Raw genomic sequence first — 26304 nt, 5'->3', positions numbered from 1 at the left:
TCTAAAATTTTAGCGATATTGTGCAAGATATTGTTCAAAACTCATGTCGTTATCTTGTTCAAGTTGCGCCTGTTTTTGCAACGAAGTATGCGCCAATTGTGCAAAATATTGTTTACGTTCTTCACTGAGTGGATGTTGATCATAGTGATCGACATGTTGCTGTGCCATCACACTACCAAAATTCCATGTACCACTGTGCTTTAACGTATCATCAATCACATGGGCAGACAGGGTGTCTTCCACATGATTTAAACGCTGTTGCATGATTTGAATCGCATCTTGGTATAGCTGCGTGCCGTCCATTTGATCCAACAACACAGCACAGTTCTGAATTGCATCTAAATGACCCTGCGCCCAATCTTGCAATGATACGGTATTTTGACCTACTGCAATTTTAGCATCTGCCGCACGGCCACGATTAACCACTTCCGTTTGGTTATGATCAATCTGCTCTTGTTCTTCTGCAAATAAATCTGGGCTGTCTTTGAGTAAACAGTACAAGGCCAAACTTTCGAGAAAGCCTGCCGAGATTTCATCAATACCGATCGCACTGTATGGATTCACATCGACTGCACGCAACTCTACATAACCCACACCACGATTCTTTAAGGCTTGTGAAGGTGTTTCACCTGCTTGCGGCACCTGTTTTGGGCGAACTAAGCTGTAGTATTCATTTTCAATCTGAAGTACATGATCATTAATCTGAATTGGCTCGCCCTGTTCATCATTCAGGCCTAAATCGGTAAATGCTGCATAAGGTGTGTGTACCGCTTTTTGCAGGCCATCTAAATAATCATGCAAATCGTTGTAATGAATGCCGAGTTCCTTTTGCGCTGAGTTTTGATAACCCAAACGCCCCATACGCAATGCAGTTGCTTCTGGCAGGTATAAGGTCCCTTTAACCAACGGCTGTAAATGATGTTCACGACCTGTTAAAAAACAGCGACATACCGAAGGACTTGCACCCAACATATACATGACTAAAGGAATTAAACGAATAAAGTTTCGGATCAAACCAAAATAACGATGGCTACGATAATCTTGCAAACTGAGCTGTTTTAATTCTTGATTGGTCTCATGTTGCTGTAATGCTGCAAATAATTGGTCAGGGAAAGATAAATTATAATGAACCCCTGAAATAGTCTGCATCCGGCGACCATAACGCACACCCAAACCACGGCGGTAAAGGGTTTTAAAACGACCGATATTAGAGCTACCGTACTGGGCAAGTTTAATATTTTCTTCGTTATCGTCCAGCATACAGGGCATAGACAACGGCCATAGGCGCTCACCCTCTTCCAACTGCTGATGCACGATACTGTGAATATCACTCAATTCATTCAGCGCAGCCGCAATGGTGCTTTGTGGGGTGGTGATAAACTCCATCAACGCTTCAGAATAGTCTGTAGTGATATGTGGATGTGTTAACGCTGAACCTAAAGCTTCTGGATGATTTTTTTGTGATAAAAATCCATTACTTTGCATGCGTAAGCTTTCACGCTCGATCCCGCGTAACATCCCCTTTAATAGCGAGGCATCTACCCAAGTTGGTATCACAGAGGAGGTAAGGCTGGGTTGATTCATATTATATGCTCGCTTGTTCAAGATCAGCCGACCAAATTCATGGTAGCGACTCCGTCGATTCTACAGACATGATGACATGCCAATCCCTTCGACTCAGCCAATTATAACGACAATTACGATCTAGTCATCTAGGGTCTGTTCACATTTCATAAATGCCTGTGACAGAAACCCCTGTTTAGTTTGGCAATTTTTATCACAATCTTGTTACATAAGACACGCTGAAATTGTGATTTTATTTAAAAATAAATCTTCCACTGGATACTCGCCCATGCAAGCGCAAGACATTCTTAATTTTTGGTTTGACCCTAATCATCATTCACTCTGGTTTGCCAAAAGTGATGAATTTGACGCAAAAATCCGCGAATCATTTGCAGATATTCATCATCAGGCAGCCCAAGCAGAGTTATGGTCGTGGCGTCAAACGCCTGAAGGTCGTTTAGCTGAAATTATTGTGCTTGATCAATTCTCTCGAAACTTATACCGAGACCAAGCACAGGCTTTTGCTTACGACAGTCTTGCACTGGCACTTTCACAAGAAGCGATTAGCTTACAGCTCGATGCGCAACTGAGCCCTGAACAGCGCTCATTCTTATATATGCCCTTTATGCACAGCGAATCTAAACAGATACATGAATTTGCACTAAAACTGTTTCAACGTTTGGGCAATGAAATTAACCTAAACTTTGAGAAAAAGCATAAAGTGATTATTGATCGCTTTGGACGTTATCCGCATCGTAACGCAATTTTAGGGCGTAACTCCACAGCGGATGAACTGGAATTTTTAACACAACCGAATAGTAGTTTTTAAGTCGATCTCCCTCGACACTGAACATAGGAAAAGCATATGAAATCTTTATTAATATGCACACCGCTCCTTGTCGCACTGACATTTGCAGGATGTGCAACGGTTCCGTCCAAACCCAGAACCTTTGACCAACTCGGTCAATTCACCGCTTATCCGTTAAATAACAAAACTTACCGTGTCGGTTTCCAAGCCGATAATAATTTGAGTTATGGTACAGCTGAAGAAATTACCCTGCTCAAAGCAGCACAAACAACAGTAAAAAATGGTTTCCGCTATTTTAGTGTGGTGGATGATCCAAGTAATGCCCGTCATAAAGCACCACGTCAGGCTGTGATTTATCCAACACCGTCGTATTACCCTTATGGCTATTACCGTCGTCATCCAGCCTTTTGGCCTGATCCATTCTACGATACCCCACAAGTGGTCAATATTGATCCAATCCAAGTGTCGTATACTATCGAATGTTTCAAGACCCAGCAGCAATCACCAGATGCCTTTGATGCGCAACTGATTTTGCAATCCTTAGGCCCTAAATATGGCCTGAGTCCGACAGGAGAAGTGTTGCAGCCACCTGCACCACCTCAAAACAAAAAGTAAATTAAAAGGATGGCTCAATGAGTTCAGTCGAAGAAATCCACGTCCCAAGCTTACAAAGAAGTAAATACTTCGCCACCATGGCACTGATTATTGCAGTGGTGTCATGGATTGCTTTAATGGTCGCGGCACATTTTCTTCCTGAATATAAATGGCTCATCCATATTTTCATGTTAGGCGCAGAAGCAGGTGTGGTCGGTGGTTTAGCCGATTGGTATGCAGTCACCGTATTATTTCGCAATCCTTTCGGCAGAATGCCACTCCCCAAACTATTGCGTGATCACACTGAAATTATCCCTCGCAATAAGGCACGTATTGCCGAATCGATGGGCCGCTTTGTACAGGAAAATTTTTTATCACCACAAGTGGTTGAACGTAGTTTAGAAAATGCCGATATCAGTTTGGCGGTGGGTCAATGGTTGGCCAATCCAAAAAACAATCAACATGTGGTGCAGATGATTCAGCACACCGTGCCAAGAATTTTTGAATTTGTTAGCCAAGATCAAATTGCACACTTTGTTCAAAATAACAGTGTGCAATGGGTCAGAAGTACCAAGGTCAATAAATTGGCCAGTGAAATGCTGCGTGCTGTGCTGGAAAACGATTTCCACCAAGATGTGTTACAACGTGGACTGGATTTAGCGCATGAATGGATGGTGTCTCATCCTGAAGAAGCACGCGATTTATCACGTAAACTGTTTCAAGAGCTTGGTGTCTGGAAACTTGCCAAGGGTGCAAGCTGGATCGGTATCGATGTACAGCAACGTACCATTGACTCCTTGATTGAAAAAGTTGAATCCATGCTGGCCAATCCTGAACATCCGTGGCGTCAAGACATCGAAGCAACCACGCATTCACTGATGCTCCAACTGGCAGAAACCGACAGTGAAGCCAGCCAACGTTTGAATCGTGGCAAAGATGCGTTACTCGATAGCCCGCAAGTGTTGAACTTTATTAGTGGTGCTGTGGCGATTCTATGTGATGCCATCAAGACCGATTTAATGCAGGAAGATTCAGGCATTGCCACAAATTTACAGGCGGCGATACAGCAACTGGGTGAAAGCCTGATTCAAAATGAAAAAGTACGTCATGTATTGAATGAAAAGATGGTCGGCTTAGCGACCAATTTCAGTGAGCAATACAGCGACAAGATTATTCGTTATATCAGTGAACGTATTCATGAATGGGATTCACGTGAAATGATCGCCAAAATTGAGAGCGAAGTCGGCGGTGATTTGCATATGATCCGCGTAAATGGGGTAATTGTCGGTGCCTTTATTGGTTTAGCACTGGGTGTAATTCGTGCCATTGTTGAAAATGTTTTGTAAATCAATCACGCATTAAGCGAATCTTACCCTAAATTTCTCTTGTTAAATTTAAGTCAGAATCAGCTATCGTGATGGCGGCATGGATGCCGCCCGTAGTGCTGCGGCCTCAGGGACGGGCCATCAGCACTACAAAGGATTTTTGTTACTTTTCATCCTTGAAAAGTAAAACATGCCTACGCAAATTACATATAATTCCTCACAGCATACGAGGCTGTGCAGAATCATCGTACAAAAGAAATGAGATATTAAAAAGGACATCCAATGTTGCAACTTCAGTCAAAACTCCCAAGCCAAGGCGTTACCATCTTTAGCGTGATGACTGAACTCGCACAACGACTGAATGCCCTGAACCTATCCCAAGGCTTCCCCGATTTCCCAGCCCCACCTGCGCTACTGGAAGCCCTCAGTCAAGCCACACTTTCAGGTTATAACCAATATCCTGCTGGCGATGGTGTACTGGCATTAAGACAGCAACTGGCCACACAATTTTTACAACGCGACCAGCTACAACTTGACCCTGTCACCGAAATCACCATTACCCCCGGCGCAACCATTGCGATTTTCTGTGCGATTCAAGCCTGTATCCATGCAGGTGATGAAGTGATTATCTTTGACCCAAGCTATGACAGCTATGCACCTGCGGTACAGCTGGCAGGTGGGAAATCAGTTCATATCCATTTGGAAGCACCCAGCTTTCAGGTGAATTGGCAAAAGGTAAAAGACAGCATCAATGCGAAAACCCGCATGATTATTGTCAACACACCACACAATCCTACAGGTGCCATTTGGTCTGAACAGGACTGGCGTCAACTGATTGAACTGATTCAAGATAAAAATATTGTGGTGTTGTCCGATGAAGTCTATGAACATCTGATTTTTGATGGACAAAAACACTATAGCGCGCTGCAATTCCCTGAATTACGTGAACGTAGTTTTGTGATTGGTTCTTTCGGCAAAACCTACCATGTCACAGGCTGGAAAACAGGCTATTGTGTTGCCTCACCGCAGCTCATGCGTCTATTCCGTCAGATTTATCAATTTGCCAATTTCTGTGGTACCACACCTTGTCAAATTGCACTTGCCAATTATATGCAGCAGCATCCTGAGCATATTCAGGAGCTACCGAACTTTTACCAAGCAAAACGTGACTTATTCAATGCCCAGATTCAAAACTCACGTTTTAACTTCATCCCCTCCCAAGGCACCTATTTCCAAAATCTGGATTACAGCAATATTCGTCCTGATTTGAATGATATCGATATGTGCCAATTCCTTGCGGAACAACACAAAATCGTAGCGATTCCAATTTCAGTGTTTTATCAACACGCGCCTGAGTCATTACGATTGATTCGATTCTGCTTTGCCAAGACTGATCAAACATTGCAACGTGCGGGTGAAATCCTCGTACAGTGTTGATCAACAAAAATAAACTGAACAATCATGACTTCAACACAACAGATACCGATAATGGTATGTTGAAGAAAACATAGACGTTTCAGGATGAAGCGTGAAGGAAATTGAATGACACCACGCCAACCTTTGGTGATGCAACCAAATCTCTGGAAAACCTTTTTTGTTTTTCTTGTTCCATTGATCGCAACCAATATTTTACAAAACCTGTCGGGCACCATTAATACCATCTTTGTCGGTCAAATGATGGGCGTCGATGCGATTGCTGCCGTTTCAGTATTCTTTCCTATCCTATTCTTTTTATTGGCCTTTGTGATTGGAATTTCTGCCGGCTCCACGGTGTTGATTGGACAGGCATGGGGTGCGCAAAATCTGGAAAAAGTCCGTGCTGTCATTGGTTCTACCGTATTTATGACCTTGATTGGCGGCAGCATTATTGCGGTATTGGGTTTGACCTTTGCCAAACATATTCTGGAATTGCTGGGTACAGACCCTAAAGTGATGCATCTGTCTTTGCCTTATGTGCAATGGATGCTGGCCGGTAGCCCCTTGCTATTCGTTTATATTATTTATACCTCGATCTTGCGTGGTGTTGGCGATAGTGTGACACCATTGATTGCACTAAGCCTTACCAGCTTGATCGGTCTAGGCGTGACGCCCGTGTTACTGAAAGGCTATTTTGGTTTTCCTGCTTTAGGCATTGTGGCACCTGCGATTGCAACTATTCTCGGTTATGCTGCCGTGCTGATTTTCTTAGCGATTTATCTGAACTATAAAAATCATCCGCTGAAAATTGACCGTCTATTGCTGCAACATGTTCGCCATGATGCAGAGCTCAGTAAATTAATTTTAAAACTCGGGATTCCGACTGGCATTCAGATGGTCACTACGTCATTGGCAGGTCTGGTGATTATCGGCTTGATTAACCATTATGGGGCGCATGCCACCGCAGCCTATGGTGCAGTCAATCAAGTGCTGAACTATATTCAGTTTCCAGCGCTGTCAATTTCGATTGCCGCTTCTATTTTTGCAGCGCAAGCCATTGGCGCAGGTAAGCCTGAGTTATTGGCAAAAGTAACGCGTACTGCTTTGGGGATGAATTTCTTATTTACAGGGAGTCTGATTACCTTAGCTTATTTGTTCTCAAAATATCTCATGGCACTGTTTATTACCGATCACAGTGTGATTGAATTGGGCCAACAACTGTTATTTATCGTGCTATGGTCGATTGTATTCTTTGGGGCAAGTGCCATTTTTGCATCAATCATGCGAGCCAGTGGTGCGGTCAATATTCCCATGGTGATCAATATTTTGACCATTCTTCTGATCGAAGTCCCTTGCGCCTACTGGTTTAGCTCACTTTGGGGCTTAACAGGCATCTGGATTGCTTACGCACTTTCCTTTGTGAGTCTATGTATCTTCCAAGCGTTTTATTATCAGTTCTTCTGGAAAAAAACCAAGATCAAAGTCCTTATTTAACATTTCTTTGATCATCCTCCAATAAAAAAGCCATTCTCAATCGAATGGCTTTTTTATTGTTGTTAGGTCTTACATCATTTTAGTTGCAATCGCTGCAATACGTTGATAACCCGTCGGGAATAAACGCTGGAACGAATCCACGATACGTGCATCTGTTCCAATCAATAAACGGCGTTTGTCTTTCAAAACTGCATTTAAAATCTGACGTGCTGCTTCTTCTGGTGGCGTACGCAAGAATTTATCGAATTGCTTGATCGATTTGTTTGGATCCATACCCAAGCTTTTCAAGCTATCATTCATTTTTGCTGCTTTGGCGATATTGGTACGAATCCCGCCTGGGTGAACACAGAGTGAGCTGACACCGCCCTTCTCAATATCCAACTCTTGACGCAATGATTCGGTAAAACCACGTACCGCAAATTTGGTTGCGTTATACGCGGATTGAGTTGGTTGTGACGTTAAACCAAAAATACTGGAGATGTTGATGATATGACCATCTTTGGTTTGTTTGATAAATGGCAGGAATTCTTTGGTGCCATACACCACACCCCAGAAGTTAATTCCAACGATCCACTCTAAATCTTCGTAGCTTGCACCTTCAACAGTTGAACCTAATGCTACACCTGCATTGTTGAAGATCAAATTGACTGAACCATGATCTTGTACAGTCTCCTGCGCCCACTGTTTCACCGCATCACGGTTTGAAACATCAAGTACTTTGGTGGTTACGGTGACTGGATACTGCTTCACTAATTCAACGGTTTGGTTCAAGCCTTTTTCATTGATATCACTCAATGACAAATGACAGCCTTGTTTAGCCAATAAAACAGCTAATTGTTGTCCAATCCCAGAACCTGCGCCGGTGATCGCTGCGACTTTATTTTTAAAATTTTTCATTGCCTATCCTTTGTATTACGAATGATCTGCACAGATTCGCCCCAATCATGTGCTGCTTAACCTGTAACCAATATAATTTTGACAATACAGGTTGTCAATATAGTACACTGGTAATTTAAGACAAATGGCAATAACCAACATCCGACATGTCATAATAGGCCTATTTACATTTATGACCGAAGATGTTTAAAAGAGACAAGGCATATTTTCAAAATATGGTTATGCTAAGTCAGTACAACATGGTTGAAATGCAAAGATTAAGCACACGATTTAAAGACTTTTAGGGAACGGTTTTCTCAATGGCAACTCAAGATCAAGCAACACAGAAGAAAAAGAAGACTGAAGTGAAAGAGCGACAGTTCAAAGGCCTCTCTTTGACTGAGCGTAAAGAAGCACGTCGTGAGAAATTGATTGAAGCAGGTATTGCAACCTACGGCACGCATGGCTTTTTCTCTGTGACGGTGAAAGACGTCTGTAATGAAGCCAAGCTGACTGAACGCTACTTTTATGAATCTTTTAAGAAAAGCGAGGAATTATTCCAAACTGTATTCTTAAAAATGATTGAAAAAATGCAAACCTGCTTAACCCAAGCCGTTCTGATGGCCGCGCCTGAACCCAAAAATATGGTGACCGCAGGTTTGTCGGCTTTGTTGAGTGCGATTAAAGACGATCCACGTATGGCGCGAATTATTTATATCGATGCAATGCTGGTTCAAGACCTGCATAATCAAGCCACCATTCAAGAAACCTTGACCCAATTTGATCGTATTATTCAAGGCTTTGTAATGATCACCATGCCCAATGCGCCACAAAGTACAGAAGAAGTTTCCCTGATGGCGACAGGCTTAAATGGCTATGTGACACATATTATTATCCGTTGGGTCTCAGAAGGCTTCAAACAGCCCTTAGAAGATGTTTTATCAGCCTGCTGTGCCGTCTTTTTGTCATTTATCCAAACGACATCGCAAAAAAATTAAAATCGTTTTACAGTTTTGTGACAAACAAAGCTGTTAAACTACAATTCAGTTAAGCAAATGAATTCATTTGCTTTCTTGATAAAAAATTTGTCATCATTTGGTCACTGCTCTGCCCCACAATTGTCACAATTTATTGCTAAATTCGACTTTATTAACTCTTTTGCAATGATATTGTCATAATTAATCTTTGTAATAAGCCTGTCATAACAACAAAACGGTTAAACCGTTACGGAATTTAAGGGTATTGCGCTGTGAAAGATGACTATATTTTAATTGTTGATGATGAGCTACCGATCCGCGAAATGATCCATACCTCTTTGGATATGGCAGGCTTCCAATGTTTACAAGCAGAGGATGCCAAACAAGCGCATCAGATTATTGTCGACCAGCGTCCTGCTCTTATTTTGCTGGATTGGATGCTTCCAGGTGGTGTGAGTGGTGTAGACTTATGCCGTCGCCTCAAACGTGATGAAAACTTGGCAGAAATTCCTGTCATTATGCTGACAGCCCGTGGCGAAGAAGACCATAAAGTACAGGGTCTTGATGCCGGTGCAGATGATTACATGACCAAGCCATTTTCAACCCGTGAACTGGTGTCTCGTATCAAAGCCGTTTTACGTCGTGCCAATGCACTTAGCGGTGAAAAAGTGATTGATGCCAATGGTTTAATGCTTGATCCTGTCAGTCAGCGTGTCAGCTTTGGCAACAGTATTTTAGAGATGGGTCCAACTGAATATCGTTTACTGGCCTTCTTTATGACTCACCCAGAACGTGCCTATACACGTGCTCAATTACTGGACCAAGTATGGGGTGGCAATGTCTATATCGAAGACCGTACCATTGACGTACACATCCGTCGTTTACGCAAAGTGTTAGAGCCATTTGGTGTCGATCGTTTTGTACAAACCGTTCGTGGCACAGGTTATCGTTTCTCGACACGAGCAGATTTAGCAGTAGGTTAAAAATCCTTTATGTATGAACCTTATCCCGTCCCTGAACTGGCACGTGAACACCAACGTTTTCGCTACAGCAGTTTATGGACCTTTGCAAAACAAGATTTAAGACTGTTACTTTTTTTCTTATTGATTGCAAGCTTAGTCGGATTTGGGGTTGGATACTTCTGGAGCTGTATATTTGTTGCCTTTGTGCTGTTTTTCTTGCTACAGCTCCGCTCGCTTTATCTGGTCAATGAATGGATTTCAAACCGCCCTTATGATGTCCCACCGAATTTAAACGGGATTTGGGGCGCGTTGCTGTTCAATGTCTACCGTGCGCAACGTCAGGAACGTATTGTTCAAGCCGAAATGGTTGGCTTGATTGACCGTGCACAATCCTCTTTGGTGGCGCTGGCGGAAGCCGTTGTTTTAATTGATGATCAACATCAAATCGAATGGTGGAATCCTGCAGCCGAGAAACTGTTAGGCATAAGCCCCTTGGATCGTGGCCGCAATTTACTTTCAATTTTGCGCCAACCCAGTTTTATCGAATATTTTAACCATAGCGATCAATCGCCAGATGGCATCCGTCTACAAGCCCAGATGGATGAAGAACGTTATGTACAAGTCAAACTTACCCGTTTTGGTGGTGAAAGCCGTTTGCTCGTAGCCTATGATACCACTCGCGTACATAACCTCGAACAAATGCGTAAAGACTTTGTCGATAATATTTCCCATGAGCTACGCACCCCACTCACCGTACTCAGCGGCTATATCGAAACCTTTATTGATCAAGATGATATTACCCCGCGTTGGAAACGTGCATTCACGCAAATGCAGTCACAAACCAAGCGTATGAATGCTTTGGTCAACGATCTATTGTTATTGTCCAATTTAGAAAATAATAAAAAAGTCGCAAAAAATCAGATCATTGATATGGCAAATTTGATGAATCAAATCTTTGACGATGCGCGAGCCTACAATCTGGATTATGGTCATACTTTAAACTTAGATATTGATAGTCATTGCGACCTGATTGGTTCCGACATCGAAATTGCCAGTGCATTCAGTAACTTAATTACCAATGCAATTAAGTACACCCCTGCTGGCGGCATCATTACCATTGGCTGGCATGAAGACGGTGACCATGCTTACTTTACCGTACAGGACAATGGTATCGGGATTAATCCTAAACATTTGCCACGCTTAACCGAGCGTTTCTACCGTGTCGATAGCGCACGTAGCCGTCAAACTGGCGGTACAGGACTAGGACTGGCCATTGTGAAGCATGTACTCATGCAACACGGCGCACATTTGGAAATCACCTCTAAAGAAAATGAAGGTTCAACCTTCACCGCAGTATTCCCGAAAGAACGCTTATATCGCATGATTTAAAAAAGATAGGGAACTGCCAAGTTCCCTAAAATATGATGTGATTATTCCACTAAAACAATAAAATAAGCTGTTGTTTAATTTCCATATTTTTGATGTACCTCTCATGACTCATACACCTTTTTTCCGCGCTTGTGTCCTATTACTTGGACTGAGCGCGCCTTTGGCTATTCACGCTGCACCGACTGATCCCCTGATTGGTACCTGGAAAGTGGTGGATGAACGCACTGGCACTTATCTCTCTGATATTGTGATTCGAAGACATTCTGCGACCGAACAATACAGTGCAGTGATTGTTAAAATGTATCCTTCAGCGAAGGAGGCCGCCCCGACCGTATGTACTGCATGCTCAGGGACGTTAAAGAATCAACCCATTATCGGAATGGAAGTATTAACAGGTCTGAAAATGCTAAGCCAAAATGAAGAATTTGGGCAAGGTGTATGGATCAATCCCTATGATGGCAATAAGTACAGCTTGAATGCGCGCTTAAGTAAGACTGGCAAAATGCTCAGCATCAATGCAAAAAATCCAAGTAATAATAGCTTTCGCAATATGACTTGGATTCGACTTTAAATAGGTCGATTTCATTGATAAAAATAAATTAAAAATCACGTAAAAAAGAGTGTATTCACATACACTCTTTTTTATCGATTCAATCAAGCTGTCCGCTATCAAACACTGTTTTTAGCATTCAGCGCTGTGGGTTCAAGCAAATGGCTCGGCAAACCAAAAATATGATCGAAAAAATAATTATAAACAAACGTATAACATGGGATCAGCACCATCAAACTGAAATCGAGTAAGAAGGCTTTAAGCAAACTAATCTGCATCCACCATGCAATCAAGGGAATCAAAATCGTCACCAAGACAATTTGAAAGCCAATGGCATGCGCTATACGTCTGAGTACAGTTCGTTTTTTGGAAACTTGGGTTTTTTCCCACATTTCGAATGCATAGTTATAAAAGAAATTTACAGTGACTGCGATGACTGCAATCAAAATCGATAAAGGCCCTGTATGGCTAATGGTTGTACCCGAAAGTACGGCTAATACCATCGCACAGATAAAAAAGCTTAAAACTTCATAGAAAAATACATACGTGACTCTTCTCTTGGTTCCTTGCATAACCACACCTTAAAATCAATAATGAGTGGATTTTACGCTCAAATTTTGATAAAAAAAGTCAATCGTCATCAGATTTACTGACAAGGGATTTCCCATGAAACTCAGTAGTGAACAGTTAGAACTGATTCTTGAAATTATTGATCGTGGTAATTTCTCTGCGGCAGCACGTGCCTTAAATCGGGTGCCTTCAGCCGTGAGTATGGCGATAGCAAACTTAGAAGCAGAATTGAATTTAAAATTATTTGAACGCAGCAAAAATCATCTCGCCCCAACCGAGGTGGCACTCTCGATCGAACCGCATGCTCGACTGATCGTAACGAAACTGCGTCAACTTGAAATGCATCTGACCGAGCTTTCAACAGGATTGGAGACCAGTCTCTCGATTGGTATCGCTGCCGATGTGAACCAGAAATTTCTATTCGCGGGCATTGAACAGTTAATTCAGCATTATCCACTACTCAATATTGAGATGGTCAGCGCCCCACAACAAGAACTCAAAACACGCTTGCACAATAACGAAATCGATCTGTATATCGCCTATAGCTCATCGCAACTGGATAGCAATGAACGCTTCCGCTTACTTCGGATGGAGCAATTTGTTGCAGCCGTTTCCCCCAAAGATGCACTGCAACTTAAAGCGCATAATAAAAATGAACTCACTATGCTGTCTGAACTCAGACAAATTATTGTGGCCAGTAAGCATTATCCACTGCCTGACAGTCGGGTACTGGTGTCGGATTCCTGCTGGTATAGCGATAGTTTATCAATGGCGATTGATATGGTTGAGCAAGGACTAGGCTGGGGTAATTTTCCCCTTTCAGTTGTACAAGAACATTTTGCTAAACAACGGCTGGTGCGCTTAGCTTTCCTCGATACCACCAACGGACTGGATATGCCGATTCATGTCATTTGGCCGAGCTATAAACCATTGAGCAAATCGATGCAGTTGTTGATTGAATTGTGGCAAAAGCAAATCGACATCAAATAAAAAAGCCCGACATCCAAGTCGGGCTTTTTCGTATTCCTTTCACTAGGTACAACTCCTGTCATACCTCACGTCCTGATGCTGAAACTTATCATTCTTGTTTTATGTTTTGGAACTTCCTGTTCCTGATAAGTCCATATTAGGCAATTCCACTGGGTCTGAAAATGGGACATTGCCTCTAATCCTTGTAAGAAAAATCGTACATGATTTATGTTTAAAAATCTGACAAGAAATATCTAAACCATTCATAAAGAATCTATCTTATTTTAAATCAATGGCTTTTGTAGTTTTCTTAATATGGTCTAAATAAGTAGTGAATTTAAATTTTTTAATTAATATTCCTTCGCATCACAGCTCTTCGCTTAAATAAGAGTATTGCAAAAACTAAATTTATCTATATTTTTAGAATAAATCTAAAGTTTTGGAACAGTATATGAATATTTTCCCTTTTCCATTTCAAGTGACTAACTGGGATAAAATAGAAACAGTAGAATACCGCGGAGAAACTGGAAATGCTTATTGGAAAACACAATACTTTGGTGAAGAAGAAAATAGAATTAGAGTAAGAATTGTAGAATACTCAGCTAATTACTTAGCTGACCATTGGTGCGAAAAAGGACATATTCTATTTTGTTTAGAAGGTGAACTTGAAAGCAGATTAAAAGATGGAAGGACGTTTATTTTAACTCAGGGAATGAGCTATCAAGTTGGTGATCATGCCGAACCACACCAATCCTTCAGCTTGAATGGAGCGAAATTACTCATTGTTGATTAAATTAACATTATGTGGCTAAAGTAAAATACATAATATTCAATCTTAAACCTCAGGTTTAGTGATACACCTATTCACTACAATCTGTTGGTTATAAAACAGCAAGCCAACGCACTCAGCCACTTATTAGATTTGCAATAAAAAAGCCCGACATTCGAGTCGAGCTTTTTCGTATTCCTTTCACTAGGTACAACTCCTATCATACCTCACGTCCTGATGCTGAAACTTATCATTCTTGTTTTATGTTTTGGAACTTCCTGTTCCTGATGAGTTCATATTAGGCAATTCCACTGGGTCTGAAAATGGGACATTACCTCTAATCCTTGTAAGAAAAATCGTACATTACCGAGCTTTATCACCCTTTAAAAAGTCAGTGATTATATGGAACTGGGTACGGAAAACTTATCAATCTCCCAATAAATCAATAGTCTGCTCTTTCATCATCACACCCATATACTGATCATAGCTTTGAGCCAGTAAACAAATCACTACAGCAGCAATCAAGGTCAAAATTTTGTTTTTCATCATCATCTTCAGTCACCTGAATCAAGAACCTATAAAAAAGGTATAAGATTTCTTCCATCTAATCTAATATAGAAAAAACAAGCACTGATCTAATTTTGAGATATGTGGACATTCAAACAATTCAATTATCTAATTACGATTGTGGAAACTGGGGGCTTTATTGCCGCTTCAGAAAAGCTATTTATTGCCCAATCAGCACTCAGCAGACAAATTAAAAATTTAGAAGAAGAAATAGGTTTTGAAATTTTTGATCGTTCAGAGAAGAAAATTAGACTAACACCTGCAGGTGAAGCACTGTATAAAAGTTTAAAAACCAATATTGATCATTTAAAAAGTTCCATTGTCAGTGCCCAAAGTATTAGTCGGGGTGAAGGTCGGATTATTAAGATTGCCCATTCCAGTAGTATTGTACTTGATCAAAACAAACTCGAAATCTTTGAGCAGTTATGTGATAGCCATACCATTGATATTGAAATGAATACCTTATCATCTGAGTTACAACTCGAATATTTATTGAATGGCACGATTGATCTGGGCTTTATCCGACCACCGATTTATCACAACTTAAATGACGTGAATGCCATCAGTTTATATACCGCCCCTTTATATGTTGCTGCACATATTTCAGACCCATTTTTAAGTGAAAAAGAAAGTATATCGATTCGTGAATTGGAGTCATTGAACTTTGTTTCTGTGCCGCATAAAGCACGTGGTGGTTTGAGCTATTTGGCCGCCAATTTATGTTTGGTCAACGGCTTTAGTCCAAAAAGAACCAGAATCTATTCAAGAAAAAGATCTCAACTTGAACTGGTTGCCAATGGTTTTGGAATTTGTATCGTGCCTGAAGAATTTAAGGTCATCCTCCCCAGTAATGTCCGACTCATTCCTCTTCAAGATGAAAATACACTCAGCGAAGTGAAACTCATCTGGAAAAAGGATGATGACCCCATTATCAACAGCTGCGCAGAGGCTATTCATGCCTATTACAGTGCCAAGCAGACGAACTTAAGAAATTACTGAGTTTTAGCTCAAAATGAAAAAAGCCCGACATCCAAGTCGGGCTTTTTCGTATTCCTTTCACTAGATACAACTCCTGTCATATCTCACATCCTGATGCATAAACTTATCATTTTTGTTTTATGTTCTGGAACTTCCTGTTCCTGATGAGTTCATATTAGGCAATTCCAATGAGCCTGAAAATGGGACATTACCCCTAATCGATGTAAGCAAAAACGTACATGGTTTTTTAGTTTATAAGTTAAATGAAAATTTCACCTTCTAGATATAAGCGGCACTCGCCTGAGATTTCAATTCTGTCATCTTCAAGTAATTTGCAATAAAGCACACCACCTCGTTTTGAGGCCTGATAAGCAACGATATTTTCTTTTTTAAGTCGAGGTTGCCAAAGTGGTATTAATGAGGTGTGCAGCGAACCTGTCACAGGATCTTCATCTATTCCCATTGAAGGCGTAAAGTAGCGAGAAATGATATCGAACTCGCTCATTCTTTCATCTGTGGCATCATTTAAACTAGTAATTGCGACACGTCGTCCACCGAGTTTTTTAATCAAATCAAAGTTCGGTTGCTCATCTAAAACCGCCGCTGTATTTGGATAGATCACAATATAGGCCTGAGGATTGATATATACCTCAGTAACTTCTTGAGACAAGCTCTCTTTTAATGCTTGAGGAATCACCTCTAATCGATGAGGAATCTGTACAGGAAAATTCATTTTAATCCTGCCTTTTTCACTGCGACTAATAAAAAACTCACCCAAGTTCGCCACATGAAATACTAACGATTCAATTTCAGGTTGATTTTTAAAAATAATAAAACTGGTCGCTAGCGTGCCGTAACCACAAAACTGTACTTCTTTGACAGGTGAAAACCATTTAATTTCATAATTTTGATCATCAATTTTTCTTGCAAAACTGGTCTCAGACAAATTATTTTCTAATGCAATATTCTGCATTACACGCTCATCTAGCCACTGCTCTAACAACACAACCGCAGCTGGATTTCCTTTAAAGAGTTGATCACTAAATGCATCGACTTGGTAAATTTTCATTTTCTGCTACGACTATAATTTTTCAATACGATACTCAATCAACAAAACTCATAATGTAAATTTTTGATAAATAAAATGCATTCCTTACTATCTTTTAGCTTTAACCCCTAAAAAATCAAAATCTGCTTTTGATAGAACCTGACTAATCTTATTTAAACTACACTGTATTATCTTATTTTAAGATTAATTTCAAAAAGACCAAAATAATGCAACTCTCGATTATTTTAAGTATGTTTATTTTCTCGTTCAGCATGTCCATTTCCCCTGGGCCAATCAACATCACCATTCTCTCATCAAGTTTAATTCATGGTTTTAGAAAAACATTTCCCTTTATCTCAGGAGCAACAATTGGCTTTACGCTGTTATTAATATTCTTAGGTTTTGGTTTTAACCAAATAATTAATCACTATCCTTTTTTCTTCACATTAATCGAATGTATCGGCATTTTATTTATTTTCTATATTGGTCAAAAGATTATCTTTTCAACACCAAGCGTTGATATCTCAAACAATATTTCTCTTACTAACTTTATGGATGGATTTCTCTTACAATGGCTTAATCCCAAAGCATGGATTGCCTGTCTCTCTGGTATCTCTTTATTTTCTTCGCCCCTAAGTTATCATCCATTGCTTCTATTTATTGTGATTTACTTTATTACTTGCTACATCTGTTTAATTCTGTGGGGGGTTTCTGGACAAACATTAGCCAAAGTATTAACTCACCCACGTCAGATAAAAGTCATGAATACTGTAATGGGAGGATCTTTAATTATGTTATCGATCTATATGCTGATTAAACTATTTTGGGGTTAAAGGATTCATATATTTTTTCAATTAAGTCATGCGCAATACCATTGATTGGAATATTGGCAGGCCAAACCGCATATACACTCAAAGGTTCAAGTTTCCACTCTGGTAAAACTTCCACAATATTCTGTTGCTCAATATCTTCTTGCATTAAATAATCAGGAGGTGCAGCCAATCCTGAACCCAATTTTACCAGTTGATAAGATGCTTCAACATTATTCACATAGATATATGGCTGATAAGAAATCTCCACTTCTTCTTTTGTTCCGACATGCCTCAAAATCCTATTGTTTTTTCTCATACTCAATCCTATCCACTTCATATCCACCAAATCTTTGGGATGAGTAATTTTTTTATATTGGCTTAAAAAATAGGGAGTTGCAACGATACTTCGAGCGAGAGAAAATAGATAGCGGGCTTTAAAAGAACTATCTGGAAGCTCGCCAATTCGAAAAGCAATATCGACATTTTCAGCAATGAGATCTGTCCGGCTATCATCGCAAGTAATATGTAAAGTCAGATCTTTATATTGATCACAGAATGCCGTGATACATTGCATAAACTCTCCATGAATAAAGACCGCAGGGATCGAGATATGAAGCTGTGTTTTTTTAATAATAGAACGTTGCTTAAAATCTAAAATTCCTGATTCATACGTTACTAACATGGCCTGAGCCGTATCTAGAAGCTTCTGACCATCGTGTGTTAAGGTCATTTTCCTTGTATTTCTATAAAATAAAGCACACTCTAAATTTTTTTCTAGTTTAGTTAGATGTAAACTCACAGTCGCAACAGATAATCCTAAGGCTTTAGCGCCTTTAGAAATTGATCCAAACTCGGCAATTTTCGCAAAAATAATTAAATATCTTATATCTTCAATCATATTTTTTGATCTATAAAAGAGAAATTCATAAACAAGGATCGAAGTTAATCGGAAATTACTACATTGCTTTTATAACGTAGATAAAAATTTAAACTTGATAATGCCCCAGCAAAAACACAATACATCATAAAAATAGTTATATTGATCAGTGGTCGATCTAAAAAGTAATTACTGACTATTGTTCCAAAAGTTAAAATCCCGATAATTCAAAAAAAGAAAATTGTGGTATTAAAAATTTCATTATTATCTACCTTTATCTTAAATTATCTAAAAATATTTTGAGCTAAACAAATATATAAGATTTTGTCTATAAATAAAAAGCCCCAACTTCGGGGCTTTTTAAGATCATTTTGTAAACTTAAACCGAGTGACCTAAACGCTCACCCATGACTACAGTTGAATTGGCTTTAAACTGTTCTTCCCAGATCATTTTATCTTTTTCAAATAAAACCACAGCAGTTGAACCTAAATAGAAGCGACCTAATTCTGCGCCTTTATCCAATTTCATTTGATGATGTTGTAATTCAACTTTGCCAGATGGTTTTACTTTGCCTGTAGCAACAGTTTCAATACCAGCCACAATCATTGCCCCAACTAAAACCACCGCCATACGACCGAGTTCAGTATCAAATAAACACACCATACGCTCATTACGTGCAAACAAACCTGGTACATTTTCAGCTGTGGTTTGATTAACTGAGAACAACTCACCCGGAATATATAAAGTTTCAGTCAAAGTACCTGCCAAAGGCATATGTACACGGTGATAATCTTTTGGTGATAAATAAACGGTCGCAAATTGGCCATCTTGGAATGGTTTTGCCAGTTGCGGATCTCCAATTAATTTTTCAACTGAAAAGCTTTGGCCTTTGGCTTGGAAAATATCACCTGCTTCAATTTTACCGAGCTGTGAAATCGCACCATCCGCAGGACACACGATACTATCCGCTTGCTCATCGATACCACGTACACCATCTTTTAATGCACGGGTAAAAAACTCATTAAATGATTTATATTGTTGTGCATTGCTTTGTTCAGCAATGCTCATATCAATTCCGTATTTTGCTTTGAACGCTTGAATAACAGCAGTTTTTACCAAAAGATTTTCACTTGCGGCAACCTTACCAACTACACGGCTCAATTGATGTTGCGGCACAAGATTCTGTGCTTTGATAAAGAGTTGTTTTTTTAAATCTGCTGCAAAACTCAAGACGGTGACTCCCCTGAAATAATAGGACTATCGAGGCGATTGCCCCATTCACTCCACGCACCATCGTAGGCCCTAACTTGCCAGTTGAGCAATCTTGCCAAAATATACGCCAAGCCAGAACGGTGATGAGACTGACAGTACACCACCACAGGTTGTTGTAAATTAAAGCCTAATTGTTCTAAACGTTGTTGTGTGCGTTCAAGCGGGTGTAATTTTAGATGATTTTCACGGTTTAGGGCAGTACTCCATTCAAAATGCAGTGCATTTGGGATGTGACCGCCGCGTCGCGCAGCCAAGCGTAAGCCCGTATATTCCTCATTGGTACGGCAATCCCAGAGCTGAATATTGTCTTGTTCGACATGTTGTAACAATTCATGATATTCAATACGATGCTGCTGCACAGTGTCTAAATCAATCTGAAAAAGATCAGCAACAGATTTTACTGGATCGACTTCAGCTGTAGTTGGCAAACCTGCGCCCAACCAACCATGTATCCCGCCATTAATCAAACTGGTGCGGTTAAAACCAAGACAATGTAAATTCCAGATTAAGCGTCCAGCCCACGCCCCACCTTCATCGTCATAAACCACGACATGATGTTGAGGTGAAATATTTAACTTCTCGATTAAAGTCTGTAAACCAGATAAATCCGGCAACACCCCATTGGCTTGTTCTTGTTGTGCAACCAAGTATTTAGGCTGTAAATGAATCGCATGGGGAATATGCAGTTGTTCATATACCGAAGCTCGGCTTAAATCGACAATACGAATCAACTCACTACCCAAATAAGGAACAAGTTGTTCAGGCTCAATCAGTAAACCCAGTTTAAAATCTACGTCAGTCATCGTTATGCTGTTTTATCATCCGCATTGGGGATGATATTAACATAGCCGACTTTTTATCTTTGTCTGATTTTTTGCATTCGTTTAGCAGAAAAGGAGATATAGCGTAAAGCTAAACTAGGAAGGATCAAAAATTAAGAACTTGCTGATCATCGCAGAAGTTAAGCCATATTGCTTTCTCTGAAAAAATTACTGGTGCTAAGGCGGCATGGATGCCGCCCGTTGAACTGCGGCATCAAGGATGTGCCGTCAGTTCAACAAAAGATTTTTGTTACTTTTGATCTTTCAAAAGTAAAGAGTGTCTATACAAACCGCTTGTGGGTTTTGAGCTATTTCACACCTGTGCGAGATTTTGAGTTATGCAAGAATCATTATGCTTCTTCAATATCAAACACCTGACGCAAATAAGCCAAGAACGTATCATTATCAGTCATGGTCTTACCCGGACTATCCGAAATCTTCGCCACGGATTGACGATTACACTCCACCAATTTCAACACAATATTCAATGGTTTCTGCCCCATATCATTGGTCAAATTGGTGCCAATCCCAAAACTCACTTGGAAACGATCTTTAAAATACTGATGCAATAACCATGCTTTTTCTAAATTCAGACCATCACTAAAGGTCAACATCTTGGTCTTGGTATCAATCTTGAGTTTGCGATAATGCGCATAAGCCTTATCACCCCACTCATATGGGTCACCACTGTCATGACGTAACCCATCGAATAATTTGGCAAAATACAAATCAAAGTCACGCAAGAAGGCATCCATACCGACCACATCGGTCAAAGCAATCCCTAAATCTCCCCGATACTCTTGAACCCATGCCTCAAGGGCTGCTTTTTGAAAATTACGCAAACGCACATCAAGTGCTTGAAAAGCCTGTAAGAATTCATGTGCCATGGTACCAATCGGGCTAATTCCCAATTGCTTCGCCAATAGCACATTACTGGTACCTCGAAATACTTTTGGCGCAGCGGCATGAAATGCTTGTACTACATGTTTTTGCCACTCAAAACTATAGCGACGGCGTGTACCAAAATCTGAAACCAAGAAAGGCGGATCATTTTTTAGTTGTTCTTGTTCATATTGTTGCAGTTGCACCAGCTTCTGTTGTAATCGGCACTCGCCTTCTACCCAGACATCATCATTACGGATACGGCGGAAATACAGTTCATTGACGATTGCCAAGACAAAAATCTCAAACATCATCGCCTGCACCATTGGGCCTTCAATGCGGATATCTAAACGTCCTGCCTCATCGATACTGGCTTGAATAAAACGACGCTTCAGCTGAAATAATTCAAGGTAATCAACAAAATCACTTTTGATAAAACGCAATGAACGTAAGTATTGTAATTCATCTTCCGCAAAGCGCAGTTCACACAGCAAATCCAGCTGCTGATTCAAATCATCCAAAATTTCAACCAACGGATAGACTGTATCTTCTAAATTACGACAGCGGAATAAATAAACACTATGCGTTTGCGGAAACTGATGTAACACCACCTGTAACATGGTGAATTTATATAAGTCGGTATCAAGTAATGATTGAATAATTGGTGTAGACATGACTGACTTGGATCTATTCTCGTTTAAGCATTAAAGCATACTTTTACGCAGAAATGAGTCTGTCTACGACGATGGATATTTCCTTCTCAATATTCTTTTTTAGAGTCTTTTTAAATTCAAACATTTAAACAGAGACAAGCTTATTTCGATGGCGAAGGTTGAATCTCTTTTAAACGTTGCTGTTGTCCAAACTGAATCGCGAATTGTTCTGCGGTGAGCTGTCCCGTTTTTTCCGCATAGATGTCGCAATCCACCTGACGCAACTGTTTGGCAATGCTCCACTCGGCTTTCACAATCGCCCCCATCAGTGCAGTATGCCCCCGTTTATCCCGAAGGCAACGATTCGCATGATGCTGTAGCAATATTTTTACGGCGTCTTTCTGCCCATAATAACTCGCCATCATCAATGCGCTATAACCAGAATGATCTTGAATATCAATCGGAAATCCATATTTTAAAAACTCTTGCAAGACCTCGACATTACCCACTTTAGCCGCGGAGAAAAACAGCTCAACTACTTCTTCAGAACCATTGCTCTGTTCAGATGGTGTTGTCGCATGAACCGAAACCAAGAAATTGCTACAGATCATACTGATGACAAAAAATACCGAGCGTAAATGGAGCATGGCAATATCCTTAAAAATCTGAAATGAGTGCCTGTAACACTCGCCCTAGTTGCAGGAAAGGCTATTGAGGTTACAGGACTTTCTGGGGGTAACATTCAGGCACCTGTTACCACATCAACAAAACGTTTTATTCGTCTTTCAGTTGAGCTGCTTTGCTTTGTACATTCCTCAGATTCACGCTTAGTACTTTAGCAAGACGCGTTCCATAATCAGCATCCGCCTTATAAAAGTAAGACACCATAATGGTTTTGGTTTCGATATCTTTGACTGCGCCTAAGTCAGCCGTAAGGTTACGAATCAGGTCATTCTTTTCCAATGCTGAATAACTACGATATAAACCACCAGCCTGTTTAAATGGCTGCTGTTTCTGAATCGCGTGCTGCATCACTGTACCCTGCAAAGGTGTTTGTACAGCTCTGGCAATCTCAGAAGATGGCTTTGGTTCAATCGTACTTGGCTCATAATTCACATGAGACTCCGTTTGTCCCATGTTCATAAAGCCTTCCTGATTATTGTTATTCACCGCAACACGAGGACGATTCACTGGAATCTGTTGATGGTTCGCTCCTAAACGATACAACTGTGTATCTGAATAAGAGAAAATACGACCTTGCAGCAGACGGTCTTCTGAGGGTTCAATCCCAGGAATTAAATTGCCAGGTGCAAAAGCAGATTGCTCGGTTTCCTGGAAGAAGTTTTTCGGCATACGATTGAGGGTCAACGTTCCGACCTTCGTTTCTGGCACCAGATCATTCGGCCAGATTTTGGTCGCATCTAATGGATTAAAATCAAATTTATCCAAGTCTTTTGGATCTAGTACCTGAATATACAAATCCCATTTTGGATAATTGCCTGCATAGACATTTTTATACATGTCATTGGTCAAATGATTCCAGTCACGCCCTTGTACTTCGCGAACCTGATCTAGATTTAGGCCTTTGACCCCTTGTTTCGAACGCCAGTTAAATTTGATGTACTTATACTCACCCTTGTCGTTATAGAGCTTGAAAGCATGGACACCAAAACCATCCAGAGTACGATAGCTTTCAGGTGTGCCCAAGTTTGAATAGACATAGGTCAACATATTGATTGACCAAGGCTGAGTCTTTAAAAAATCAAAAATTCGGTTTGGATCTTGAACATTGGTAACTGGATCCGGCTTCATCGCATGGACAAAATCAGGAAACTTGATTGCATCACGAATAAAGAACACGGGTAGATTATTCCCCACCAAGTCCCAATTGCCTTGCTGTGTATAGAACTTTACCGCAAAACCATGTGGATCACGTGCAGTTTCAGGTGAACCTTTAGGATGAATCACCGTTGAAAATCGAACAAAAACAGGTGTTGTGGTACCTGCTTTAAACATGGAAGCAACCGTTAAATCAGAGAGGTCTTTGGTGGCAACGAAGTCACCATATACCCCTGTACCACGGGCATGTACAACACGCTCTGGAATGCGTTCACGGCCAAAACGTTGTAATTTTTGAATCAACTGGACGTCTTGCAACAAGGTTGCACCGTTTGCCCCAGCCGTCATGGAGTTTTGGTTGTCACCAACTGGTGCACCATTGTCTTTTGTTAAAGGTGCTGCATACGCTGTGTTGAGCGTTGCTGCCATAATTGTAAATAAAAAAGTTCGCTTAAACATGCTGTTCAATCCAAAAATCAAAATACCTTTCCTGCACAGCGACTATACAAAGATTCTATAGATAGATAAAAAAGATAATTTTAATAAAATGAATCGAAAAATAAGATCAAAGCCAATCAACTTCCTTGCTGAGGTCGATGCTAAACGAGCAAATCTGTTAGACTGCTGCCCTGATTCAATACCGATCTTCATTTTTATGCGCGCATTAATTCAACGTGTCCTCGAAGCCAAAGTTGTGGTTGAGGGGCAAACCACTGGTAAAATTCAACAAGGCTTATTGGTCTTTCTAGGTCTCGGTAAGGAAGACACCTTAGAGAAAGGCCAAAAGCTGATTGATAAGATTTTGAAGTATCGTATTTTTGATGATGAACAAGGCAAAATGGGCTGGAATGTCAGCCAAGCCAAGGGTGGGATTTTATTGGTCTCTCAATTTACTTTAATGGCACACACCCAGAAAGGCTTACGTCCTGACTTTGGACCCGCCATGCCGCCTGCAGAAGCTAAAGAACTGTATGAACAATTGGTTGCCTACGCACAACAACAATTTGAGCATGTGCAAACTGGGATTTTTGCAGCGGACATGAAAGTCCATTTAATCAATGATGGACCCGTCACCTTTAATTTAGAGATCGAATAATTCTAAGCAATAAAAAACTCCCGATTTGGGAGTTTTTTATTGCCAGCTGATTATTTGCCAGTTTTTTCTTTAATAAACGCACGTGCTTGACGAATTTTTTCTTTGACCGGTTTTGGCACTTTAGGTGGAATCAACTTCGCTGCTTGGTTAAACCAAACTAACAGGCTAAAGTCGCCTTCCATTTTGATGCTGCCATCTTGCATACCTGTCATGAATGCTGTTGGGTCGCCTTTTACCAACGTTTTTACCCCTTGCTCACTCGAGGCAAATTGTAAAATAAAATCAGCTTTTTCTGGGCTACCCGCCACTGTCTCGATCTTGCCACGGTTCACAATGATCTGACGTGCCAAACCTAAATCTGTACCAATCTGAATACGGAATTCACGATCATGAACCAATTCAATAAACTTTGGGCTCGTACGTGCCAATTGCTTCATACGTAACGCCAAACCTGCCACCAATAAATCAAGTGGATCAGTGCTTACATCAACGATAGGTAACTTAACCACAGGTAAAGAAGAAAGCTTCATGACATTTATGCCTACAGTATTATGATGAAAATTAAGACAACCGTATCCTAGCACAATTGTATCTAGGTCTGTAAAAGCTTTGTTGCAGAAAATTAGTACAAAAAAGGCATGCTGAGCATGCCTTTGATGTTGTTCAAATTATTATCATTTATCTGCTAGAACATTGCTGCTGATCGTCCTTATATACAGGGGTATGTTCAATATACTGACGATTTGCCAGCTGTTTTTGTGCTTGTTTGTCTTCACGTAAAAGGATAAATGTAACCGTTATCATCGCAAGGCTTAACGCGGTCAAATAACTATAGGCGACGGACATCTCGAATATGGTTTGCGCACCAAAGCGCACCACTTCTAACAGTCCCCAGCACAGCATACCCGCCAACATAAAACCTAACCAACGACGATAAGGAGAAAAGAAAACAGCAATAACTGCGACAGCGATTAAGCCAAATCCAACCCACATGGTGAAATTCGCTGCTTCCATAGAAACCTCCGTCTTAAAAGGGGTGGCCTGTATTTATATTCAGACCTCTATATTGTTCTGTAATCTCTAACAGTACTTCGTGTTGCATTAACGTCTTTATGCATTATGGAGCGTTTTTTTTAGAAAAAAAGAGCCTGAAATTAACCTTACGACACAAGCTGTCGCAATATGCTTTTGTCATT

The 26304-nt window shown here is 40.5% G+C and carries 27 protein-coding genes; 14 read left to right on the top strand and 13 right to left on the bottom strand.

Annotation, left to right across the window (positions count from 1 at the left end):
- Positions 1-9: 9 nt before the first annotated feature.
- Positions 10-1584, bottom strand: coding sequence for a glutamate--cysteine ligase (gshA, locus tag MMO42_RS05550; RefSeq protein ID WP_241319657.1), 1575 nt, complete (start codon positions 1582-1584; stop codon positions 10-12).
- Positions 1585-1852: 268 nt separating this feature from the next.
- Between gshA and MMO42_RS05545 the strand changes: the two genes are divergently transcribed.
- The 5 genes from MMO42_RS05545 to MMO42_RS05525 all read left to right on the top strand — a co-directional run bounded on the left by MMO42_RS05545 (position 1853) and on the right by MMO42_RS05525 (position 7200).
- Positions 1853-2392 carry a DUF924 family protein gene (locus MMO42_RS05545; RefSeq protein ID WP_241319656.1) on the top strand — a complete coding sequence of 180 codons (540 nt, stop codon included), beginning with the start codon at positions 1853-1855 and terminating at the stop codon, positions 2390-2392.
- A gap of 36 nt (positions 2393-2428) precedes the next feature.
- Positions 2429-2986, top strand: a complete 558-nt coding sequence (locus tag MMO42_RS05540) for a hypothetical protein (protein ID WP_004776316.1) — start codon at positions 2429-2431, stop codon at positions 2984-2986.
- Between the two features lie 17 nt (positions 2987-3003).
- Complete coding sequence (locus tag MMO42_RS05535) at positions 3004-4311, top strand: DUF445 domain-containing protein (protein ID WP_241319655.1); 1308 nt, start codon at positions 3004-3006, stop codon at positions 4309-4311.
- A 261-nt stretch (positions 4312-4572) separates the two neighbouring features.
- Positions 4573-5727, top strand: a complete 1155-nt coding sequence (locus MMO42_RS05530) for a pyridoxal phosphate-dependent aminotransferase (RefSeq protein ID WP_241319654.1) — start codon at positions 4573-4575, stop codon at positions 5725-5727.
- Between the two features lie 105 nt (positions 5728-5832).
- Complete coding sequence (locus MMO42_RS05525; RefSeq protein WP_241319653.1) at positions 5833-7200, top strand: MATE family efflux transporter; 1368 nt, start codon at positions 5833-5835, stop codon at positions 7198-7200.
- Between the two features lie 69 nt (positions 7201-7269).
- Here MMO42_RS05525 and MMO42_RS05520 read toward each other — a convergent pair whose 3' ends face one another.
- Complete coding sequence (locus MMO42_RS05520) at positions 7270-8097, bottom strand: SDR family oxidoreductase (RefSeq protein ID WP_241319652.1); 828 nt, start codon at positions 8095-8097, stop codon at positions 7270-7272.
- Positions 8098-8396: 299 nt separating this feature from the next.
- Between MMO42_RS05520 and MMO42_RS05515 the strand changes: the two genes are divergently transcribed.
- The 4 genes from MMO42_RS05515 to MMO42_RS05500 all read left to right on the top strand — a co-directional run bounded on the left by MMO42_RS05515 (position 8397) and on the right by MMO42_RS05500 (position 11975).
- Positions 8397-9074, top strand: a complete 678-nt coding sequence (locus MMO42_RS05515) for a TetR/AcrR family transcriptional regulator (RefSeq protein ID WP_241319651.1) — start codon at positions 8397-8399, stop codon at positions 9072-9074.
- Positions 9075-9325: 251 nt separating this feature from the next.
- The gene (gene phoB / locus MMO42_RS05510) at positions 9326-10036 is read left to right on the top strand and encodes a phosphate regulon transcriptional regulator PhoB (RefSeq protein ID WP_005147788.1); all 711 of its coding nucleotides are present in this window, start codon (positions 9326-9328) and stop codon (positions 10034-10036) included.
- 9 nt (positions 10037-10045) lie between these two features.
- Positions 10046-11404, top strand: coding sequence for a phosphate regulon sensor histidine kinase PhoR (phoR, locus tag MMO42_RS05505; RefSeq protein WP_241319650.1), 1359 nt, complete (start codon positions 10046-10048; stop codon positions 11402-11404).
- A 103-nt stretch (positions 11405-11507) separates the two neighbouring features.
- Entirely contained in the window at positions 11508-11975 is a 468-nt protein-coding gene (locus MMO42_RS05500; RefSeq protein ID WP_241319649.1) for a DUF2147 domain-containing protein, read from the top strand.
- Between the two features lie 98 nt (positions 11976-12073).
- On the opposite strand, the gene MMO42_RS05495 is transcribed toward MMO42_RS05500, so the two are convergent.
- Entirely contained in the window at positions 12074-12526 is a 453-nt protein-coding gene (locus tag MMO42_RS05495; RefSeq protein WP_241319648.1) for a PACE efflux transporter, read from the bottom strand.
- A gap of 94 nt (positions 12527-12620) precedes the next feature.
- Here MMO42_RS05495 and MMO42_RS05490 point away from each other — a divergent pair, with 94 nt between their 5' ends.
- The gene (locus MMO42_RS05490; RefSeq protein WP_241319647.1) at positions 12621-13514 is read left to right on the top strand and encodes a LysR family transcriptional regulator; all 894 of its coding nucleotides are present in this window, start codon (positions 12621-12623) and stop codon (positions 13512-13514) included.
- A 430-nt stretch (positions 13515-13944) separates the two neighbouring features.
- Positions 13945-14286 (top strand): DHCW motif cupin fold protein, encoded by a 342-nt coding sequence (locus tag MMO42_RS05485; protein WP_016542258.1) that lies wholly within the window; start codon positions 13945-13947, stop codon positions 14284-14286.
- Between the two features lie 402 nt (positions 14287-14688).
- Here the strand turns inward: MMO42_RS05485 and MMO42_RS18200 are convergent, their stop codons facing one another.
- A complete protein-coding gene (locus MMO42_RS18200) occupies positions 14689-14814 on the bottom strand; it encodes a hypothetical protein (RefSeq protein WP_277603276.1) in 126 nt (41 codons plus the stop codon).
- 96 nt (positions 14815-14910) lie between these two features.
- On the opposite strand from MMO42_RS18200, the gene MMO42_RS05480 reads away from it, so the two are divergent.
- Complete coding sequence (locus MMO42_RS05480) at positions 14911-15828, top strand: LysR family transcriptional regulator (protein WP_241319646.1); 918 nt, start codon at positions 14911-14913, stop codon at positions 15826-15828.
- Positions 15829-16066: 238 nt separating this feature from the next.
- Here MMO42_RS05480 and MMO42_RS05475 read toward each other — a convergent pair whose 3' ends face one another.
- Entirely contained in the window at positions 16067-16876 is an 810-nt protein-coding gene (locus MMO42_RS05475) for a PhzF family phenazine biosynthesis protein (protein WP_241319645.1), read from the bottom strand.
- 206 nt (positions 16877-17082) lie between these two features.
- Between MMO42_RS05475 and MMO42_RS05470 the strand changes: the two genes are divergently transcribed.
- On the top strand, positions 17083-17688 hold the full coding sequence (locus MMO42_RS05470) for a LysE family translocator (protein ID WP_241319644.1): 606 nt from the start codon (positions 17083-17085) through the stop codon (positions 17686-17688).
- Here the strand turns inward: MMO42_RS05470 and MMO42_RS05465 are convergent.
- The 6 genes from MMO42_RS05465 to MMO42_RS05440 form a co-directional block, all read right to left on the bottom strand.
- Positions 17669-18565: a LysR family transcriptional regulator gene (locus MMO42_RS05465; RefSeq protein WP_241319643.1), complete on the bottom strand. Its 897-nt coding sequence runs from the start codon at positions 18563-18565 to the stop codon at positions 17669-17671. The two genes, MMO42_RS05470 and MMO42_RS05465, sit on opposite strands and share 20 nt — an antisense overlap.
- A gap of 358 nt (positions 18566-18923) precedes the next feature.
- Positions 18924-19775 carry an archaetidylserine decarboxylase gene (asd, locus tag MMO42_RS05460; RefSeq protein WP_241319642.1) on the bottom strand — a complete coding sequence of 284 codons (852 nt, stop codon included), beginning with the start codon at positions 19773-19775 and terminating at the stop codon, positions 18924-18926.
- Positions 19772-20620, bottom strand: coding sequence for a rhodanese-like domain-containing protein (locus MMO42_RS05455; RefSeq protein WP_241319641.1), 849 nt, complete (start codon positions 20618-20620; stop codon positions 19772-19774). The genes asd and MMO42_RS05455 overlap by 4 nt, the downstream gene beginning before the upstream one ends.
- A gap of 368 nt (positions 20621-20988) precedes the next feature.
- Positions 20989-22194: a nicotinate phosphoribosyltransferase gene (gene pncB / locus MMO42_RS05450; protein ID WP_241319640.1), complete on the bottom strand. Its 1206-nt coding sequence runs from the start codon at positions 22192-22194 to the stop codon at positions 20989-20991.
- Positions 22195-22334: 140 nt separating this feature from the next.
- A complete protein-coding gene (locus MMO42_RS05445; RefSeq protein ID WP_241319639.1) occupies positions 22335-22820 on the bottom strand; it encodes an ankyrin repeat domain-containing protein in 486 nt (161 codons plus the stop codon).
- 127 nt (positions 22821-22947) lie between these two features.
- On the bottom strand, positions 22948-24471 hold the full coding sequence (locus tag MMO42_RS05440; RefSeq protein WP_241319638.1) for a catalase: 1524 nt from the start codon (positions 24469-24471) through the stop codon (positions 22948-22950).
- Positions 24472-24667: 196 nt separating this feature from the next.
- Between MMO42_RS05440 and dtd the strand changes: the two genes are divergently transcribed.
- A complete protein-coding gene (gene dtd / locus MMO42_RS05435) occupies positions 24668-25108 on the top strand; it encodes a D-aminoacyl-tRNA deacylase (RefSeq protein ID WP_241319637.1) in 441 nt (146 codons plus the stop codon).
- Positions 25109-25158: 50 nt separating this feature from the next.
- Here the strand turns inward: dtd and MMO42_RS05430 are convergent, their stop codons facing one another.
- Both MMO42_RS05430 and aciT read right to left on the bottom strand, forming a co-directional pair.
- The gene (locus MMO42_RS05430; protein ID WP_005147825.1) at positions 25159-25638 is read right to left on the bottom strand and encodes a hypothetical protein; all 480 of its coding nucleotides are present in this window, start codon (positions 25636-25638) and stop codon (positions 25159-25161) included.
- A 148-nt stretch (positions 25639-25786) separates the two neighbouring features.
- Positions 25787-26122 (bottom strand): ciprofloxacin tolerance protein AciT, encoded by a 336-nt coding sequence (aciT, locus tag MMO42_RS05425; protein ID WP_004803470.1) that lies wholly within the window; start codon positions 26120-26122, stop codon positions 25787-25789.
- Positions 26123-26304: the final 182 nt, after the last annotated feature.

It is taken from the genome of Acinetobacter sp. ANC 3882, assembly GCF_022549545.1.
Lineage (GTDB): Bacteria > Pseudomonadota > Gammaproteobacteria > Pseudomonadales > Moraxellaceae > Acinetobacter.
This window is presented reverse-complemented; position numbering and strand designations above follow the sequence as displayed.

What these genes read in the sequence shown, in the direction of transcription:
- MMO42_RS05495 (WP_241319648.1), bottom strand. Translation starts at nt 12,526, where the DNA reads ATGCAAGGAACCAAGAGAAGAGTCACGTATGTATTTTTCTATGAAGTT.
- dtd (WP_241319637.1), top strand. Translation starts at nt 24,668, where the DNA reads ATGCGCGCATTAATTCAACGTGTCCTCGAAGCCAAAGTTGTGGTTGAG.
- MMO42_RS05540 (WP_004776316.1), top strand. Translation starts at nt 2,429, where the DNA reads ATGAAATCTTTATTAATATGCACACCGCTCCTTGTCGCACTGACATTT.
- MMO42_RS05530 (WP_241319654.1), top strand. Translation starts at nt 4,573, where the DNA reads ATGTTGCAACTTCAGTCAAAACTCCCAAGCCAAGGCGTTACCATCTTT.
- MMO42_RS05535 (WP_241319655.1), top strand. Translation starts at nt 3,004, where the DNA reads ATGAGTTCAGTCGAAGAAATCCACGTCCCAAGCTTACAAAGAAGTAAA.
- MMO42_RS05480 (WP_241319646.1), top strand. Translation starts at nt 14,911, where the DNA reads ATGTGGACATTCAAACAATTCAATTATCTAATTACGATTGTGGAAACT.
- MMO42_RS05475 (WP_241319645.1), bottom strand. Translation starts at nt 16,876, where the DNA reads ATGAAAATTTACCAAGTCGATGCATTTAGTGATCAACTCTTTAAAGGA.
- aciT (WP_004803470.1), bottom strand. Translation starts at nt 26,122, where the DNA reads ATGGAAGCAGCGAATTTCACCATGTGGGTTGGATTTGGCTTAATCGCT.
- MMO42_RS05545 (WP_241319656.1), top strand. Translation starts at nt 1,853, where the DNA reads ATGCAAGCGCAAGACATTCTTAATTTTTGGTTTGACCCTAATCATCAT.
- MMO42_RS05485 (WP_016542258.1), top strand. Translation starts at nt 13,945, where the DNA reads ATGAATATTTTCCCTTTTCCATTTCAAGTGACTAACTGGGATAAAATA.
- MMO42_RS05500 (WP_241319649.1), top strand. Translation starts at nt 11,508, where the DNA reads ATGACTCATACACCTTTTTTCCGCGCTTGTGTCCTATTACTTGGACTG.
- MMO42_RS05470 (WP_241319644.1), top strand. Translation starts at nt 17,083, where the DNA reads ATGCAACTCTCGATTATTTTAAGTATGTTTATTTTCTCGTTCAGCATG.
- phoR (WP_241319650.1), top strand. Translation starts at nt 10,046, where the DNA reads ATGTATGAACCTTATCCCGTCCCTGAACTGGCACGTGAACACCAACGT.
- MMO42_RS05515 (WP_241319651.1), top strand. Translation starts at nt 8,397, where the DNA reads ATGGCAACTCAAGATCAAGCAACACAGAAGAAAAAGAAGACTGAAGTG.
- MMO42_RS05440 (WP_241319638.1), bottom strand. Translation starts at nt 24,471, where the DNA reads ATGTTTAAGCGAACTTTTTTATTTACAATTATGGCAGCAACGCTCAAC.
- MMO42_RS05465 (WP_241319643.1), bottom strand. Translation starts at nt 18,565, where the DNA reads ATGATTGAAGATATAAGATATTTAATTATTTTTGCGAAAATTGCCGAG.
- MMO42_RS05430 (WP_005147825.1), bottom strand. Translation starts at nt 25,638, where the DNA reads ATGAAGCTTTCTTCTTTACCTGTGGTTAAGTTACCTATCGTTGATGTA.
- MMO42_RS05525 (WP_241319653.1), top strand. Translation starts at nt 5,833, where the DNA reads ATGACACCACGCCAACCTTTGGTGATGCAACCAAATCTCTGGAAAACC.
- pncB (WP_241319640.1), bottom strand. Translation starts at nt 22,194, where the DNA reads ATGTCTACACCAATTATTCAATCATTACTTGATACCGACTTATATAAA.
- MMO42_RS18200 (WP_277603276.1), bottom strand. Translation starts at nt 14,814, where the DNA reads ATGATGATGAAAAACAAAATTTTGACCTTGATTGCTGCTGTAGTGATT.
- MMO42_RS05490 (WP_241319647.1), top strand. Translation starts at nt 12,621, where the DNA reads ATGAAACTCAGTAGTGAACAGTTAGAACTGATTCTTGAAATTATTGAT.
- gshA (WP_241319657.1), bottom strand. Translation starts at nt 1,584, where the DNA reads ATGAATCAACCCAGCCTTACCTCCTCTGTGATACCAACTTGGGTAGAT.
- MMO42_RS05520 (WP_241319652.1), bottom strand. Translation starts at nt 8,097, where the DNA reads ATGAAAAATTTTAAAAATAAAGTCGCAGCGATCACCGGCGCAGGTTCT.
- MMO42_RS05455 (WP_241319641.1), bottom strand. Translation starts at nt 20,620, where the DNA reads ATGACTGACGTAGATTTTAAACTGGGTTTACTGATTGAGCCTGAACAA.
- MMO42_RS05445 (WP_241319639.1), bottom strand. Translation starts at nt 22,820, where the DNA reads ATGCTCCATTTACGCTCGGTATTTTTTGTCATCAGTATGATCTGTAGC.